We start from the raw sequence: 13,262 nt of genomic DNA, 5'->3' as shown, positions 1-13,262 counted from the left end.
TTTTGAATTCAATGTGTAGAGATTTACAATGCAACAGGGACAGATAGTTAAAGCAAAAATAGAGACTCTGGCCGCAGGAGGTCAGGGGATAGCCCGCATAGACGGGATGACGGTATTTGTCGATAACGGTGTTCCCGGAGACGAACTCGAGATAAGGATAGCTGAAGCAAAATCACATTATTGCCGCGCAAAGATACATAAGATCCTTACCGCTTCACCGTCCCGCGTGCAGCCGCCGTGCAAGTATTTTGAAAAGTGCGGGGCTTGCGACATGCAGCACATAGAATACAGCGCACAGTTAAAATTAAAGGAACAGATAGTTAAAGACACAATGAAAAAGATCGGAGGGATCTCTCCGGAAGTGGTGAGGCCCGTCGTAGGCATGGAAGATCCCTGGGGGTACAGGAATAAAGTGCAGTACCCTGTCAGGAAAATCCTAAATCCTAAATCCAAAATCCTAAACAAATCACAAATTACAAATTCCAAACAGCTGATGGTGGCAATGGGGTATTTTAAGAAAGGAACGCATGAGATAGTTGATATTGATAATTGTCTTGTTCTGCATCCTTTTTTGAATAAGATTTCCAATGCTGTTAAAAAGCTGATAAGCGACTTCAATATTCCTGTTTATGACGAAGACAGGGGCAGTGGTTTGATAAGGCATGTCCTGGCAAGGGTGGGGTTTACATCCAAAGAAGCCATCCTGTGCCTTGTGGCTAAAGAAATAAATATCCCAGGGTCAAGAAATCTGGTAAGCGCATTAACAAAAAGTATTGAGCAGGAGGAAAAGGAGTTTGGCCTTAAAGGTGTTGTGGTGAATGAAAACCGCCGGTCCACCAATGTCATCCTTGGCGAAAAGACAAAGCCATTGTGGGGGCAGGAAAAGATAAAGGAAAAACTCGGGCCTTTAGAGTTCAAGATCTCTGCCAAGTCATTTTTTCAGATCAATCCCGTTCAAACGCTCAAATTGTATTCTGTTGTTGAAGACTTTGCCTCTCTTTCGGGTAAAGAAGCAGTTCTTGACCTCTATTGCGGTACCGGTTCAATATCTCTTTGGCTGGCCAAAAAAGCCAAGGAGGTCTGGGGCGTTGAAGAAAATAATTATGCCATTGATGATGCAAAAGAAAATGCCGGGGTAAACGGCATAAAGAACGCATTCTTTAAATGCGGGACTTCAGAGGTTATTATCAGGCAGTTCTTGGACACCGATGCCAAATTTGATGTCGTTGTGCTGGATCCGCCAAGATCGGGGTGCTCACAGGGGGTCATAGGATCTGTAATTAAACTTAAACCCTCAAGGATTATTTATGTTTCGTGCGATCCTGCCACCCTGGCAAGGGACCTTAAGCTGTTTTCCGGAAAATACAAGACAGTAAAGATCCAGCCGGTGGATATGTTCCCGCACACTGCTCATATTGAGTGTGTGGCGCATCTATCCAGGTAACATTCTCGAACCTTTTGAACCAGGTCAGCTGTCTTTTTGCAAAATTGCGTGTTTTTTGTTTGATGAGCCCGGTCATTTCATCAAGTCCGTATTTTCCTTCAAGGTATCCGATGGTCTCTTTATACCCCAGTGCCTGCAGGGAAGGCAGGGGCGAATTATCATTCGCCCTTACTTTGCCGTATTTAGATAATAAAGATTTGACCTCATCGATCAATCCGTCCGTTATCATCTTGTCCACACGGAGGTTGATGCGGTCGTATAATATTGTGCGATCAAGGTCGAGGCATATCAACCGTAAGGGCCTGTCGCGACCGGCCCCTACATTATTGCGCTGTAACCTGGATATCGGCATCCCAGTCTGTTCATACACCTCAAGGGCCCGGATGATGCGTTTTTTATCGTTCTTATCGATCTTTTTTGCCGCGTCGGCGTCTACATCCTGCAGTTTTTTATACAGGTCCGCCGTTCCCATTTTTGATAATCTTTCTCTTATCTTTTCATTCTTTGCCGCGATAGGGAAGGAATAACCGTTTATAAAGGCATTCAGATAAAGTCCTGTACCGCCAACGATCATAGGAGTTTTTCCTTTTTCTCTGATCTCCCGGATAAAACGGTTAGACCTCTGAATAAAATCAGATACTGTCCATTCTTCATCCGGATCAACAATATCTATAAGATGATGAGGGATCTTTTTTCTTTGTTCTTTTGTTGGTTTGGCGGTGCCGATGTCCATATAACGGTAGACCTGCATGGAATCGGCCGAGATTATTTCGCCGTTGATCTGCTGTGCAAGTTCTATCGAAAGGTCTGTTTTGCCGGAGGCGGTGGGGCCAAAGAGCAGGATCGTGTCGTTCATCTCCTTGAATCGCGCAGGATAAGCAGCCTCAAAAGCTGAGCCACGGACATTGCTGTTGCGGCAACATAGGTGAGAGCGGCCGCATTAAGCACCTTTTTTGCCTGGCCTGCTTCTTCCATGGACAGATAGCCGCTTTCCGTCATCATGGCATACGCCCTTTTGCTGGCATTGAACTCGACCGGCAGGGTAATAACGGTAAAAGCGACCGCCAGCGAGAAAAAAATTATGCCTGCATCCATCAGAGGGCCGATGGCAAAGATCAGGCCGACAAAGAACAGCGGTATAGAAAGTTGCGAGCCGAGGCTTGATACAGGGACCAGGGCCGAGCGCAGCTTTAACGGGAAATAGGCTTTTGAATCCTGGACTGCATGGCCTACTTCGTGGGCTACCACTCCCAGGGCGGCAACGGAAGAGCCTCCGTAAACCGAGGTTGACAGGTTAAGGGTCTTGTCCCTGGGGTCATAGTTATCAGAAAGATGTCCCTGCGTTTGTTTTACCAGGACATTTCCCAGGCTGTTTCTGTCAAGCAGGTTCTTTGCAAATTGCTGTCCGGAAAGACCCGAGCCCGACATGATCTTGGAATACTTTGCAAAGGTGGAGCTGACCTTATACTGGGCGTAGAACGCCAGTATCATGGCCGGCAGCAGGAACAGCAATGTCCAATCGTGGAACATGATAAGTAATTATAACATAGGAGAGCAGGAGGGCAGGAGTATGGGAGAGCAGGAGCGGGATGAGAATCCTTTATACATTGGATTTTCCCTCTTGCTCTTCTGCTCTCTTGCTCTCTCGCTCTTTCTTACAGGTTTAAATAGAAACTCCATAACAGTCGGTCCGTTTCTGTGAGCAGATTATCAATGTTTGATGTGTCTTGATGTAAATAACCAATATTTTTGCAAAAATACAGCAAATATTCGGATTCGCAAAGTGAGGCAAGTGCTATATCAATAAAGCGTTTAAATTCCTTTCTGCTCTTTCTGCTATAGCCCTCTACTATATTAGTTGGAACCGACAAAGCAGATCTTCTAAGTTGAGAAGTTATCCCAAATAGTTCATGTTTTGGAAAACATTTTGTAGCCTCATATATAAGGGTAGCGAGCTTGTCCGCTTTTTGCCAAACAATAAGCTTTCTATAATTAGACATTTCTCACCTCCTACTCTTGCTCTCCGCGCTCTCCTGCTCTCTGTGCTCTCCTGCTCTTTCTCGGCCCTTCAATCCCTGGCAAATCCGATCTTTCCTTTAGGTTTTTCCTCTTCTTTCATGAGCTGCCGGATGGCGTTGAATATGTTCATGATGTCGACATCATGGCGCTCGACCTTGTGTTCAAGTTCGTTAAATTTGCGCTCAAGCTCTTTGTTTCTTGAGATCATCCAGTTCAGTTTGACAAAAGCCCTCATAATGGCGATGTTTACAATAATGGCCCGGTCGCTGTTGAGGATCCCGGATAACATAGCAATCCCCTGTTCTGTGAAGACATAGGGAAGATGTTTTATATGTTGACCTCTCTTAAGAGGAGTTCTACCTCCATTCTTTAAGGTCGCAAATTGCGACCTTGAAGGATTTTGTATGCCAAGAACGATCTCAGCTTCGATTTTTGATAGTTTTAACATAAAATCCGGAGGAAACCTTTTGATATTTCTTTTTACCTGCTCATTTAGCCGTTTAGTGGTTACGCCGTATAGGACAGCCAGATCCTTGTCTATCATTACTTTTAGACCTCTGATCACGAAGATCTTGTTTTCAATGACTTCCGTTGGGACTAAGGCCTTGCTGTGGGATTCCTCAACATGTTCCACGCCTATTACCTCCTTTATCCAGCCATTTTTGCCTCACAAAGGGGTATACAGCAATTTCGGCGCCAGTGAAAGAAAAAAGGATTCTAAGTTGAAGAAGCCGTCTTATGATGCGCGGGAAAAGGGATCAGGACTCTTCTTTATCCGTCCTAATAAACCTCTTCTCCATCTTGCGCAGGACCTCGATTACAAGAAGAACTATCAGTGTCGAGATGAGGGCCGCGTAGTAGAAGCCGCAGCCGACCGCAAGGCCGATGGCCGCGGATACCCATATGGAAGCCGCTGTGGTCAGTCCCATGACCGAAGCTTTTTCCCTGTCCACCAGTATCGTACCCGCTCCGAGAAATCCTATGCCCACTATAACCTGTCCTGCGATCCTGCCTACATCGGAACCCGGATATATGGAGGCAAGATGGACCGCTATCAGCATCAGCAGGGTAGAGCCCATGCAGACAAGTATGTGAGTTCGCAATCCCGCGGCTTTTTTGTCCCTTTCCCTGAAAAACCCGATAACACCCCCGAGGACCGCTGACAGTATCAACTGAAGCGTTATGGCAAGTTCCCCTGTCACAGTTCAAACCCCCCGTGTTTCTTAAAATGTTCCACCAGACCCCCATCTGACAGCAGAGTTTGCATTGTTGGAGGGAAAGGCTTTATTCTAATATCCTTGTTCTTGGTTTTATTCTTCAACACTCCGTTATCAAGGTCTATCTCCAGCTCATCACCGTCGGAGATTTGATCTGTATCGCATTCGATGAGAGGAAGTCCCAGATTAAAGCAGTTCCTGTAAAAGATGCGGGCAAAAGACTTTGCCAACACAGCAGATATGCCGGCATACTTTATTGCCATGGGAGCCTGCTCGCGTGAAGAGCCGCAGCCGAAATTGGTGCCGGCCACAAGAAAGTCACCTTTTTTTACTTTTGAATAGAATTCCGGGTCCAGGTCTTCCATCACATGCTTTGCTAGTTCATATGGGTCCTGGATCTTGAATTTGTACCTGCCGGAAATTATGTAATCGGTGTTGATATCATTTTCCTGTTTTAGTTTGCGTGAAAATCCAAGTAGTTTCATATTACAGATATCTCCTCGGGTCCGCTATCTTTCCTTCTATAACGGAAGCCGCTACCGTAGCAGGGGAGGCAAGGAATATCTCCGCCTTGGGGTTTCCCATCCTGCCTTTAAAGTTCCTGTTGGCTGTAGAAATTGCCTTTTCCCCGTCAGAAGGAACTCCGTTATGAGTACCAACGCACGGACCGCAGCCTGGTGTTACAAAAACTCCTCCGGCTTCGATTATCGTTTCTACAATCCCCTTCTTCATTGCATCCAAAAATATCTGTTTTGAAGCCGGGGCAACAATGAGTCTCGAGTTTTTATTAACTTTTTTACCTTTAAGAACGCTTGCCGCGATCTCAAGGTCTTCAAGCCTGCCGTTTGTGCAGGTCCCGATGAACCCCTGCTGTATCTCTGTGCCCTCAACTTCTTCAATGGGAGCAAAATTATCAACGGTGTGCGGTTTGGCGACCATCGGGGTCAGTTTTGAAACATCATATTCTTTTACGGCAGAAAAAACAGCGTCTTTATCAGATTCAACCGGTTGCGGAGTCCTTGCCGAATGTTTTTTGACCCATTCAAGCGCTTTTTTATCGGCTTTCATCAAGCCGGCTTTTGCTCCCATTTCTATTGCCATGTTAGAGATAGTAAATCTTGCCTCAACGGAGAGATCGTCAATAGCGCTTCCTACAAATTCAGAAGCCAAATACGTTGCTCCGTCAGCCCTGACATCTCCGATGATCTTTAGTATCAGATCTTTTGAATAGACTCCTTTCGGCCATTTGCCGTTAACCAGAAACTGAATGGTCTGCGGCACTTTGAACCAGAGTTTTCCGGATATCATTCCGGCGGCAAGGTCCGTTGAACCTATGCCGGTAGAAAAAACATTTATAGCTCCATAAGTGCAGGTGTGTGAATCGGCGCCTATCACCAGGTCTCCTGGAACAACATGTCCCATTTCCGGGGTTATTTGATGGCAGACCCCGCAGCCGATGTCATAAAGCTTGATGCCGTATTTTGAAGTGAATTCCCGGATCTTTTTATGTATGGCAGAAACGCCTTCGTTCGGCGACGGACTGCTGTGGTCTATTATGATGGCGATCTTTTTGGGGTCAGATACCCCTTTGCCCCCCATCTTGTTGAAAACATCGATAGCCACCCCGGACGTGCCGTCCTGGCCGATCATAAAATCAAGATCGGCAATTACGATATCTCCGGCTTTTGCGTCTTTTCCGCTGTGATTTGAAAGTATCTTTTCTGCTATGGTCCTGCCCATTATTTCTTTGCCTTCAGTTCCTTTCTCAGCCGTTTTGCCTTTTCAACGAGGTAGCCGTCAATACTCTTGGCGGAAAGCACTTCTTTTATCAGGATATTTGCCTTTTTTGGCTCGGATATCTCGGCCAGGTCCAGCCTTGCCCTGGCCTGAAGGTCCGCGTCGGCTTCTTTTGTTCCTATCACTCCCATAAATATGCCGGTCGCTCTCGATTTGTCGTAGCGTGCCATCCTGCGGGCTATGAACTCTCCCTGGAGAAGTTTTGCTTTTACCGCAAAATAGTCATACGGTCTTTCTTTTAGCAGTTCTATGGCGCTGTGGCACAGCTGTATCTCTTTATTTATGTCAAATTTGCCGCTGTAGAGTATGCGCTCCTCTTTTTCAACTATTGCCCTTGCCCTGAAATACGGATCGGCCATTTCATCTTTGAGAGCCTTTTCAAAAAGCTTGAGCGCTTCTTTTTCGTCCCCCGCTGCTGCGCGCTTGAGGCGGAGTTCGGCCCCAACGACCAGGGCTTTTATGCTGTAAAAATCGCTTTTGCCCACAAGAGAAACAAGAGCATTGAACGCGCGCTCCGTATACTCGATAGCCTCATCTACCTCTTTTTTGTTGTCGGACCTGATCGCAAGTTCGGCTTTCCCTACCATGGCGGCCGATCTCAGATAGCCGTAAGCGGCCTTTTCCAGGACATAATCGTAATGCGTTTTTGCCTCTTTCCAGTCGCCCGGATCGTCGCGGGTTATCAAAAGGTCGGCCAGGCCGAACCTGATCTCGGAAACATTCATCCCGCCTGTAACATACCTCAGCATCTTGCGGTACTTATTTATCAGGCGGTTCAGTTTTTCCTTTGCGCCGACGGCTGCTATGGTGGTCTGGACCAGATGGCTTAAAATAGGCGAAAGAGTTCCTCTCATAAAGCCTCCGTTCTATATATGGGATCGCGCGGCATTCTTGATAATTTATTCTACATACTGTAAAATTGTATGTCAAATGACCATCCCCGCAAGAAAGCAGGCTTTGGACGAACTGCAGGAAAAGCTCGGCGCCTCATTTTTAGATACGGGAATACTTGACCAGGCTCTGACCCACAGCAGTTTTGGCAACGAACTGCTCCGCCAGGATATCAAGAACAACGAAAGACTGGAATTCCTAGGCGATGCTGTGCTTAAACTTGTGATCTCCGACCATATTTTCAGGAATTTTCCGGATCTGGCAGAAGGGGACCTTACCAAGATCAGGGCGGCCGTTGTGTCCGATCTGGCGCTGTCGGAGATCTCTAAAAAACTGGGCATAGGCAAATACCTTCTGCTGGGCAAGAACGAAAGGGCCTCGGGAGGAGAGCTCAAAAAATCCAACCTGGCCAATGCCCTTGAATCATCGATCGCCGCTCTTTATCTTGACAGGGGGCTCGAAAGCGCGGCGGAGGTCGTCATAAGGCTGCTCAAGGAACAGATAGCAAAGGCCAGCGCCAAGGACTTTATCATAGATTACAAATCAGCCCTGCAGGAGCTATGCCAGAAGAATAAGTGGGGGCTGCCTTTCTACCAGGTTACCAGGGAACTCGGGCCCAAACACAAGAAGATCTTCTGGATAGCGGTCAAGGTCAAAGGGAAAAAGTGCGGTTCGGGACGGGGCAGGACAAAAAAAGAGGCCGAGCAGCACGCGGCAAAAGAAGCGCTCCAGAAGTTAAATGAAAAAGAAGAGGCGGGGGAGGAAAAAGCTTGACGAGGCTTTTGATAAAGAACGGCAGGGTCTGCGATCCCTTTTCGTCGCTGGACGAAGAAAGGGATGTTCTTGTCGAGGACGGAAAGATAAAGGATGTTGCAAAAAACATACAGTCCTCACAGAATACCGAGGTAATTGACGCAAAAGGCAAGGTTGTGATGCCGGGACTTGTGGATATGCATGTTCACCTCCGCGACCCCGGCAGACCGGACAAAGAGACCATTTATTCGGGGTCCAGGGCTGCCGCTGCGGGAGGTTTCACTTCTATTGCCTGCATGCCCAACACCGAGCCGGTGATAGACAACAGCTCTGTTGTCGAATATGTTCTGTCAAGGGCCAGGTCTGAGGGCTGTGTCAATGTTTTCGTGGTCGGCTCTATCACCAAAGGGCAGGCAGGGCAGGAACTTTCCGAAATGGGTTTTATGTCAAAGGCGGGAGCGGTCGCGTTTTCGGATGACGGCAGATGCGTGATGCGCTCCGATGTGATGCGAAGGGCCCTCGAATATGCCGTGCAATTCAACAAAGTCATAATTTCCCACTGTGAAGACCACTCTCTAACGCAGGCGGCGCAGATGAACGAGGGCTCTCTTTCCACGATAATGGGCCTTAAGGGATATCCCTGCGTTGCCGAAGAGATAATGGTAGAGCGGGAGATAGGTCTTGCAAGGGAGTTTGGCAGGGTGCATATAGCCCATGTTTCTACCGCGGGTTCTGTGGCAAGGATAAGAAGGGCAAAGGAGGAAGGCATCCGCATAACCTGCGAAACAGCCCCTCATTATTTTTGCCTTACAGAGACCGAGGTCGAGGGCTATAATACCAACGCAAAGGTCAACCCTCCGCTGCGCGGCGAAAAGGATGTGGAGGCTGTCATACAGGGATTAAAGGATGGCACAATAGACGCGATAGCGTGCGACCATGCCCCCCATACGATCGATGAAAAGAACACCGAGTTTGCCCTTGCGGCTTCGGGAATAGACGGGCTCGAAACATCCTTTGGGCTTGCGGTCTCGGAACTGCTGCACAGCAAGATCCTGACGCTTGGCCAGTTGGTCGAAAAAATGTCCCTTAATCCGGCAAGGATACTCGGGATAAAAAAAGGCACGCTTTCTTCCGGGGTTGATGCGGATATCACGATCGCTGACCTTGGCAGGGAATTTACGGTCGATACCTCAAAATTCGCTTCAAAAAGCTCCAATTCTCCGTTTAACGGCTGGAAACTTAAAGGCCGGGTGCTGCATACCATCGTTAAAGGACAGTTGGTCCTAAAGGACGGGGCCCTGGTAAAGTAACCGTGGCGCGTAAATTGCTTGTAGCCTCCGTAAGGAGATGCAGGCATGAAACAAGCCCTTGGCCTTCTGTTCCTTTTGCTGCTGACCGTATCCGCGTGTTCAAACGATCCGGGTATAGAGATCGTTAAGTCTTCCGAAGAGGAGAGTCCACCCGCCGAAGTGTTGAAAATCCCCACACCCGAAGGAGTTGGGCAGGAAAAGGCCCCGACCGAAGACGGCCTTGTCTTTAAAGAGCCGGCGGCTTCGCCCGAAGAACTAATTCCGGTCTTTGAGGTAATGGAATTGAAATACCTGTCCGGCAAAAAGGCATCGGAAATAGTTTCGAGGCTTATTCCCGAGGCCCTGGCCATGGAGGGGGAAAAAGGAAGTTCCGTCATCTTAAAGGGTAAGCCCGCCGATATGTGGAAGATGAAAAAAATACTTACCTCCGCGGACAGGCCGGTCCCGCAGATCACGATAGAGAGCAGGATAATGGAGATAAGCGAAAGCGGGCTTAGGTCCATAGGCTTTGCCTGGGGCAGCGGGGTCAAGGTCACCATCGTCCCAGAGGAAGGCAAGGTCAGGGTGGGTGACATCCCGGCGGTTTTAAGCGCACTTGTGTCAAAAGGAGAAGCAAAACTTATCGCATCCCCGAGGATCTCGACGCTTGATAACCTGGAGGCGTCAATAAATATAGGGGACAGGATCCCGTACGCGGTCCCTGTTTCCGGGTCTGCAGGGGTGACCCAGTGGGCGGTACAGTATATTGATGCGGGGGTCAGCCTAAAAATACTGCCGCGCATCGGCGGGGACGGCATGATAACGGCAGAGATCAAGCCCGAAGTAAGTTCTATCTCTGAATGGAGAACGACCGCGGCGGGGGATTTTCCCGTTATTTCTACCAGAAATGCCAGCACTTCGGTAAGGGTTGAAAGCGGCCAGACCATAGTTGTGGCAGGGCTTATCAACGAAACGGACAGGGAAAACATCTCAAAAGTGCCTTTGGCGGGGGACCTGCCCGTCATAAAGGAGCTTTTTCTTAAGAGGACCAAGGAAAAGACAAAAACAGATGTGGTATTTCTTATCACCCCTGTTGTCATTGCGCCCTGATAGAATTATAATTCCCTTATCCATGCGATACGGCGTCATTTCGGATATCCACGGCAACCTCGAAGCCTTGCAAACGGTCCTGTCAAAAATGGGAGATGTTGACAGACTGATTTGTCTCGGTGATATAGTGGGTTACGGGCCCGACCCGGACAGGTGCGTTGAGATAATCAGAGAAAAAAAAGCCCTTTGTGTTGCCGGGAATCACGATAAAGCGGTGCTGGGGCAGATAGATATGAGCTATTTTCCTCAGGACGGCCAGGAAGCGGTGATGTGGGCACTTTCCAACATGAAGAAAGAGAACCTGGATTACCTAGAAGGTCTCCCCCTTGAGATCTCGGAAGATGATTTTGTCGGGGTCCACGGCAGCCTAAAGAACCAGCTGCATGAATATATAACCAGCGTAAGGGAAAGCCTCCCCACTTTCAGCGTGCTAGAAAAGACCCTCTGTTTTGTGGGACACTCCCACAAGCCTTTCATTATACAAAAAGACATCGGCGGTTCATACGATGCGGCTGTTTTGAAGGATGGGCAGATGATAGATGTGTCAAGGATCTATAAGGCTATAATCAATGCGGGGAGCGTCGGTCAGCCCAGGGACGGGGACCCCAGAGCGTCGTTCGGGCTATATGATGCTGCTAAAAAGACTATTGAGATCAAAAGAGCCGAATATGATATTGCCGCTGTTCAGCAAAAGATGAAAAAGGCCGGGCTGTCCGAAGACTTGGCGCGGCTGCTGGCCACAGGCGGCTAAAAGGAGGAACCAGTTAATGAAGTGTCCCAAATGCAAAGCGTCAATTCCGGAATGGAAAAAGGGCTGTGCCTGCGGGTTTAAGTTCGATTTTAAAAAGTATCCGCTGCCCCCAAAGCAGATCGGACTTGTTAACGATTATGAAGCCGTTATAGGCGGGGAATACATGGGCAAACTGATAAAGCTCTCTACCGATCTTGAAAGAAGGAGCGGCATAGAGATAGTAGTGACCGTGATCGGCACCACCAAACCGATGCCACCCGAAAACTATGCATTTTATCTCTTTAACAGATGGGGACTTGGCAAGAAAAAACATGAGGCCATACTTATACTCGTTTCTATGTTCGAGCGCAGGATAGAGACTGAGATCGGGTTCGGCCTTGAGAGCAGGATAAGCGAGGAATTCACGGAGAAGCTTCTGGATGAGACCATAGTCCCGTTCTTTAAACAGAGCAAGTACGGCGAAGGCCTTTATGAGGGCGTAAAAAAACTCACCGAGGAGATAAGCAAAAGGCTTGCTTAAAGCCCTCTATTTTATTGGGAGCCTTTTCCCGAGCCAGGTCCTGTTGTACAAGTTCTTCACCTCTGCCCAAAAGTCATTATTGGCTAAGCCCCTTGAACCCAGTGTGTAGGTGCAGGCATTTTCCATGCTTTTGACAAGGGGCTCTGCGTTAGCCGGGACCTTTGCCCCTTCCGGCCTTCTGGTCTTTAATCCGCCAAGCCCTTTGTAGATGGGGGATACTCCGCCACTCATGCTTAATACTCCTTTCCATAATATCGGATCAGATCAAGCTGCGATCACGGCTTAGTATGACACTCCGCTGCCATAGATCACGGTAGCCTTGAATCCGAACGACTGGCTTCCGTTGCCGCGGACCCTTAGAGCGTAGTTCTGTGCTGAAGGGGAAAGATAATAGGTCTCGGACAGACCTGAAGAAGGAGAAACTATCTCTCCTCCTCCCGATATATGGCTTCCGGACTGGTCGTAAAGCTCCCCGTATATCGTGATGGGCAACTCCCCGCTCTGTTTTGTTATTGTAACGGTGATCCCGTAGCCTCCTGAAACAGAAGGGATCAAGAACCATTGTTCATCGGTCGGAGCGCTGATAGAACAGTAGATGTCGCAGTAGTTGACGGAATAAGAATATTTGTCGAAAGCTCCGGTCCCATAATTGGGAGCGATGGCGGTGGCAAAGGAACTTCCTCCCGGGCCGGAATAATAACCCGGGGTGTTGATAGTGTTGCCGCTGCACCCTGCCAGCGCCGTTACGGCAATAATTGCAAGGATGAGGATATTCATTCTGTTTCTGAGCATAAAATCTCTATTATGCTATAATATATATTACGAGTAGTCAAGGTTTTTGGAGCTTCTTTGAAAAAGAGCAAGAGTAAAAAAGGCCTGCTTGTTATCATTTCCGGGCCTTCCGGCGTGGGCAAAAGCACCGTGGTCAACCGCCTGCTAAAGTCCAACCCGGGTCTTATGCTTTCGATCTCCGCAACAACGCGCGCTCCCAGGGTCATGGAAAAACACGGAAGGGATTATTTTTTTATGACCGAACAGCAGTTCTTTGAAGGCGCGGAAAAGGGAGAATTTTTGGAGTGGGCAAAGGTCCACGGGGCATATTACGGCACTCCTAAGAGCTATGTCCAGGAAGTCCTTGAAAAAGGCGGGACCGCTGTGCTTGAGGTTGATGTACAGGGAGCCGCCAAAGTCAAAGAAACTGCCGGCAAAAATATCCTAAAAAGTGCTGGTTCGGTCTTCATCTTCCTTATTCCCCCTTCGGTGGATATCCTTGCTTTCCGCCTCCGGCGCAGGAAAACCGAAAAAGTAGAGGAGCTTAATTACCGCTTGAGGGCCGCGGTTGCCGAACTCCAGGTCATGGAAAAATACGACTACATAGTGGTCAACGACAGGGTAGAGACCGCGGCCGACAAAATTAATGCTATAATAAAGGTGGAAAAAGAAAGGACCTTATTAAATTGAAAAGCCCTAA

General features: G+C 48.3%; 17 protein-coding genes. 7 read left to right on the top strand and 10 right to left on the bottom strand.

Annotated elements, in window-relative coordinates; genetic code table 11:
• The first annotated feature begins 28 nt into the window (after positions 1-28).
• Complete coding sequence (rlmD, locus tag WC490_03465; GenBank protein MFA5097669.1) at positions 29-1,444, top strand: 23S rRNA (uracil(1939)-C(5))-methyltransferase RlmD; 1,416 nt, start codon at positions 29-31, stop codon at positions 1,442-1,444.
• Here rlmD and miaA read toward each other — a convergent pair.
• The 8 genes from miaA to WC490_03425 form a co-directional block, all read right to left on the bottom strand.
• Positions 1,344-2,300 (bottom strand): tRNA (adenosine(37)-N6)-dimethylallyltransferase MiaA, encoded by a 957-nt coding sequence (gene miaA / locus WC490_03460; protein MFA5097668.1) that lies wholly within the window; start codon positions 2,298-2,300, stop codon positions 1,344-1,346. The two genes, rlmD and miaA, sit on opposite strands and share 101 nt — an antisense overlap.
• Complete coding sequence (locus WC490_03455) at positions 2,297-2,974, bottom strand: zinc metallopeptidase (protein ID MFA5097667.1); 678 nt, start codon at positions 2,972-2,974, stop codon at positions 2,297-2,299. The genes miaA and WC490_03455 overlap by 4 nt, the downstream gene beginning before the upstream one ends.
• A gap of 125 nt (positions 2,975-3,099) precedes the next feature.
• Positions 3,100-3,444, bottom strand: a complete 345-nt coding sequence (locus WC490_03450; protein MFA5097666.1) for a four helix bundle protein — start codon at positions 3,442-3,444, stop codon at positions 3,100-3,102.
• Between the two features lie 68 nt (positions 3,445-3,512).
• Entirely contained in the window at positions 3,513-4,097 is a 585-nt protein-coding gene (locus WC490_03445; protein ID MFA5097665.1) for an ORF6N domain-containing protein, read from the bottom strand.
• Between the two features lie 124 nt (positions 4,098-4,221).
• The gene (locus WC490_03440) at positions 4,222-4,665 is read right to left on the bottom strand and encodes an MgtC/SapB family protein (protein MFA5097664.1); all 444 of its coding nucleotides are present in this window, start codon (positions 4,663-4,665) and stop codon (positions 4,222-4,224) included.
• Entirely contained in the window at positions 4,662-5,165 is a 504-nt protein-coding gene (locus WC490_03435) for a 3-isopropylmalate dehydratase small subunit (protein ID MFA5097663.1), read from the bottom strand. Before WC490_03435 ends, WC490_03440 begins: the two co-directional genes overlap by 4 nt.
• Before the next feature lies 1 nt (position 5,166).
• Complete coding sequence (locus WC490_03430; GenBank protein MFA5097662.1) at positions 5,167-6,420, bottom strand: 3-isopropylmalate dehydratase large subunit; 1,254 nt, start codon at positions 6,418-6,420, stop codon at positions 5,167-5,169.
• A complete protein-coding gene (locus WC490_03425) occupies positions 6,420-7,331 on the bottom strand; it encodes a hypothetical protein (protein ID MFA5097661.1) in 912 nt (303 codons plus the stop codon). Before WC490_03425 ends, WC490_03430 begins: the two co-directional genes overlap by 1 nt.
• A gap of 76 nt (positions 7,332-7,407) precedes the next feature.
• Between WC490_03425 and rnc the strand changes: the two genes are divergently transcribed.
• From rnc to WC490_03400, 5 genes are read left to right on the top strand one after another with little or no spacing between them, the layout of a single operon-like run.
• On the top strand, positions 7,408-8,142 hold the full coding sequence (gene rnc / locus WC490_03420) for a ribonuclease III (protein ID MFA5097660.1): 735 nt from the start codon (positions 7,408-7,410) through the stop codon (positions 8,140-8,142).
• Positions 8,139-9,431, top strand: coding sequence for a dihydroorotase (locus WC490_03415; protein MFA5097659.1), 1,293 nt, complete (start codon positions 8,139-8,141; stop codon positions 9,429-9,431). Before rnc ends, WC490_03415 begins: the two co-directional genes overlap by 4 nt.
• Positions 9,432-9,476: 45 nt before the next feature.
• On the top strand, positions 9,477-10,520 hold the full coding sequence (locus WC490_03410) for a type II and III secretion system protein (GenBank protein ID MFA5097658.1): 1,044 nt from the start codon (positions 9,477-9,479) through the stop codon (positions 10,518-10,520).
• Between the two features lie 22 nt (positions 10,521-10,542).
• Positions 10,543-11,271 carry a metallophosphoesterase family protein gene (locus WC490_03405; protein ID MFA5097657.1) on the top strand — a complete coding sequence of 243 codons (729 nt, stop codon included), beginning with the start codon at positions 10,543-10,545 and terminating at the stop codon, positions 11,269-11,271.
• A gap of 16 nt (positions 11,272-11,287) precedes the next feature.
• Positions 11,288-11,791: a TPM domain-containing protein gene (locus WC490_03400; protein ID MFA5097656.1), complete on the top strand. Its 504-nt coding sequence runs from the start codon at positions 11,288-11,290 to the stop codon at positions 11,789-11,791.
• Positions 11,792-11,797: 6 nt separating this feature from the next.
• Here WC490_03400 and WC490_03395 read toward each other — a convergent pair whose 3' ends face one another.
• Together WC490_03395 and WC490_03390 are read right to left on the bottom strand one after the other, a co-directional pair.
• Positions 11,798-12,022 (bottom strand): hypothetical protein, encoded by a 225-nt coding sequence (locus WC490_03395; GenBank protein ID MFA5097655.1) that lies wholly within the window; start codon positions 12,020-12,022, stop codon positions 11,798-11,800.
• A gap of 51 nt (positions 12,023-12,073) precedes the next feature.
• Complete coding sequence (locus tag WC490_03390) at positions 12,074-12,583, bottom strand: hypothetical protein (protein ID MFA5097654.1); 510 nt, start codon at positions 12,581-12,583, stop codon at positions 12,074-12,076.
• 57 nt (positions 12,584-12,640) lie between these two features.
• Here WC490_03390 and gmk point away from each other — a divergent pair, with 57 nt between their 5' ends.
• On the top strand, positions 12,641-13,252 hold the full coding sequence (gmk, locus tag WC490_03385; protein ID MFA5097653.1) for a guanylate kinase: 612 nt from the start codon (positions 12,641-12,643) through the stop codon (positions 13,250-13,252).
• Positions 13,253-13,262: the final 10 nt, after the last annotated feature.

The organism is Candidatus Margulisiibacteriota bacterium, from assembly GCA_041650635.1.
Classification (GTDB): Bacteria; Margulisbacteria; WOR-1; order JAKLHX01; family JBAZKV01; genus JBAZKV01.
Note: the sequence above shows the minus strand (reverse complement) of the source record. Positions and strands in the feature narration are given on the sequence as shown.

What these genes read in the sequence shown, in the direction of transcription:
- rlmD (MFA5097669.1), top strand. Translation starts at nt 29, where the DNA reads ATGCAACAGGGACAGATAGTTAAAGCAAAAATAGAGACTCTGGCCGCA.
- miaA (MFA5097668.1), bottom strand. Translation starts at nt 2,300, where the DNA reads ATGAACGACACGATCCTGCTCTTTGGCCCCACCGCCTCCGGCAAAACA.
- WC490_03455 (MFA5097667.1), bottom strand. Translation starts at nt 2,974, where the DNA reads ATGTTCCACGATTGGACATTGCTGTTCCTGCTGCCGGCCATGATACTG.
- WC490_03450 (MFA5097666.1), bottom strand. Translation starts at nt 3,444, where the DNA reads ATGTCTAATTATAGAAAGCTTATTGTTTGGCAAAAAGCGGACAAGCTC.
- WC490_03435 (MFA5097663.1), bottom strand. Translation starts at nt 5,165, where the DNA reads ATGAAACTACTTGGATTTTCACGCAAACTAAAACAGGAAAATGATATC.
- WC490_03430 (MFA5097662.1), bottom strand. Translation starts at nt 6,420, where the DNA reads ATGGGCAGGACCATAGCAGAAAAGATACTTTCAAATCACAGCGGAAAA.
- WC490_03425 (MFA5097661.1), bottom strand. Translation starts at nt 7,331, where the DNA reads ATGAGAGGAACTCTTTCGCCTATTTTAAGCCATCTGGTCCAGACCACC.
- rnc (MFA5097660.1), top strand. Translation starts at nt 7,408, where the DNA reads ATGACCATCCCCGCAAGAAAGCAGGCTTTGGACGAACTGCAGGAAAAG.
- WC490_03410 (MFA5097658.1), top strand. Translation starts at nt 9,477, where the DNA reads ATGAAACAAGCCCTTGGCCTTCTGTTCCTTTTGCTGCTGACCGTATCC.
- WC490_03405 (MFA5097657.1), top strand. Translation starts at nt 10,543, where the DNA reads ATGCGATACGGCGTCATTTCGGATATCCACGGCAACCTCGAAGCCTTG.
- WC490_03400 (MFA5097656.1), top strand. Translation starts at nt 11,288, where the DNA reads ATGAAGTGTCCCAAATGCAAAGCGTCAATTCCGGAATGGAAAAAGGGC.
- WC490_03395 (MFA5097655.1), bottom strand. Translation starts at nt 12,022, where the DNA reads ATGAGTGGCGGAGTATCCCCCATCTACAAAGGGCTTGGCGGATTAAAG.
- WC490_03390 (MFA5097654.1), bottom strand. Translation starts at nt 12,583, where the DNA reads ATGCTCAGAAACAGAATGAATATCCTCATCCTTGCAATTATTGCCGTA.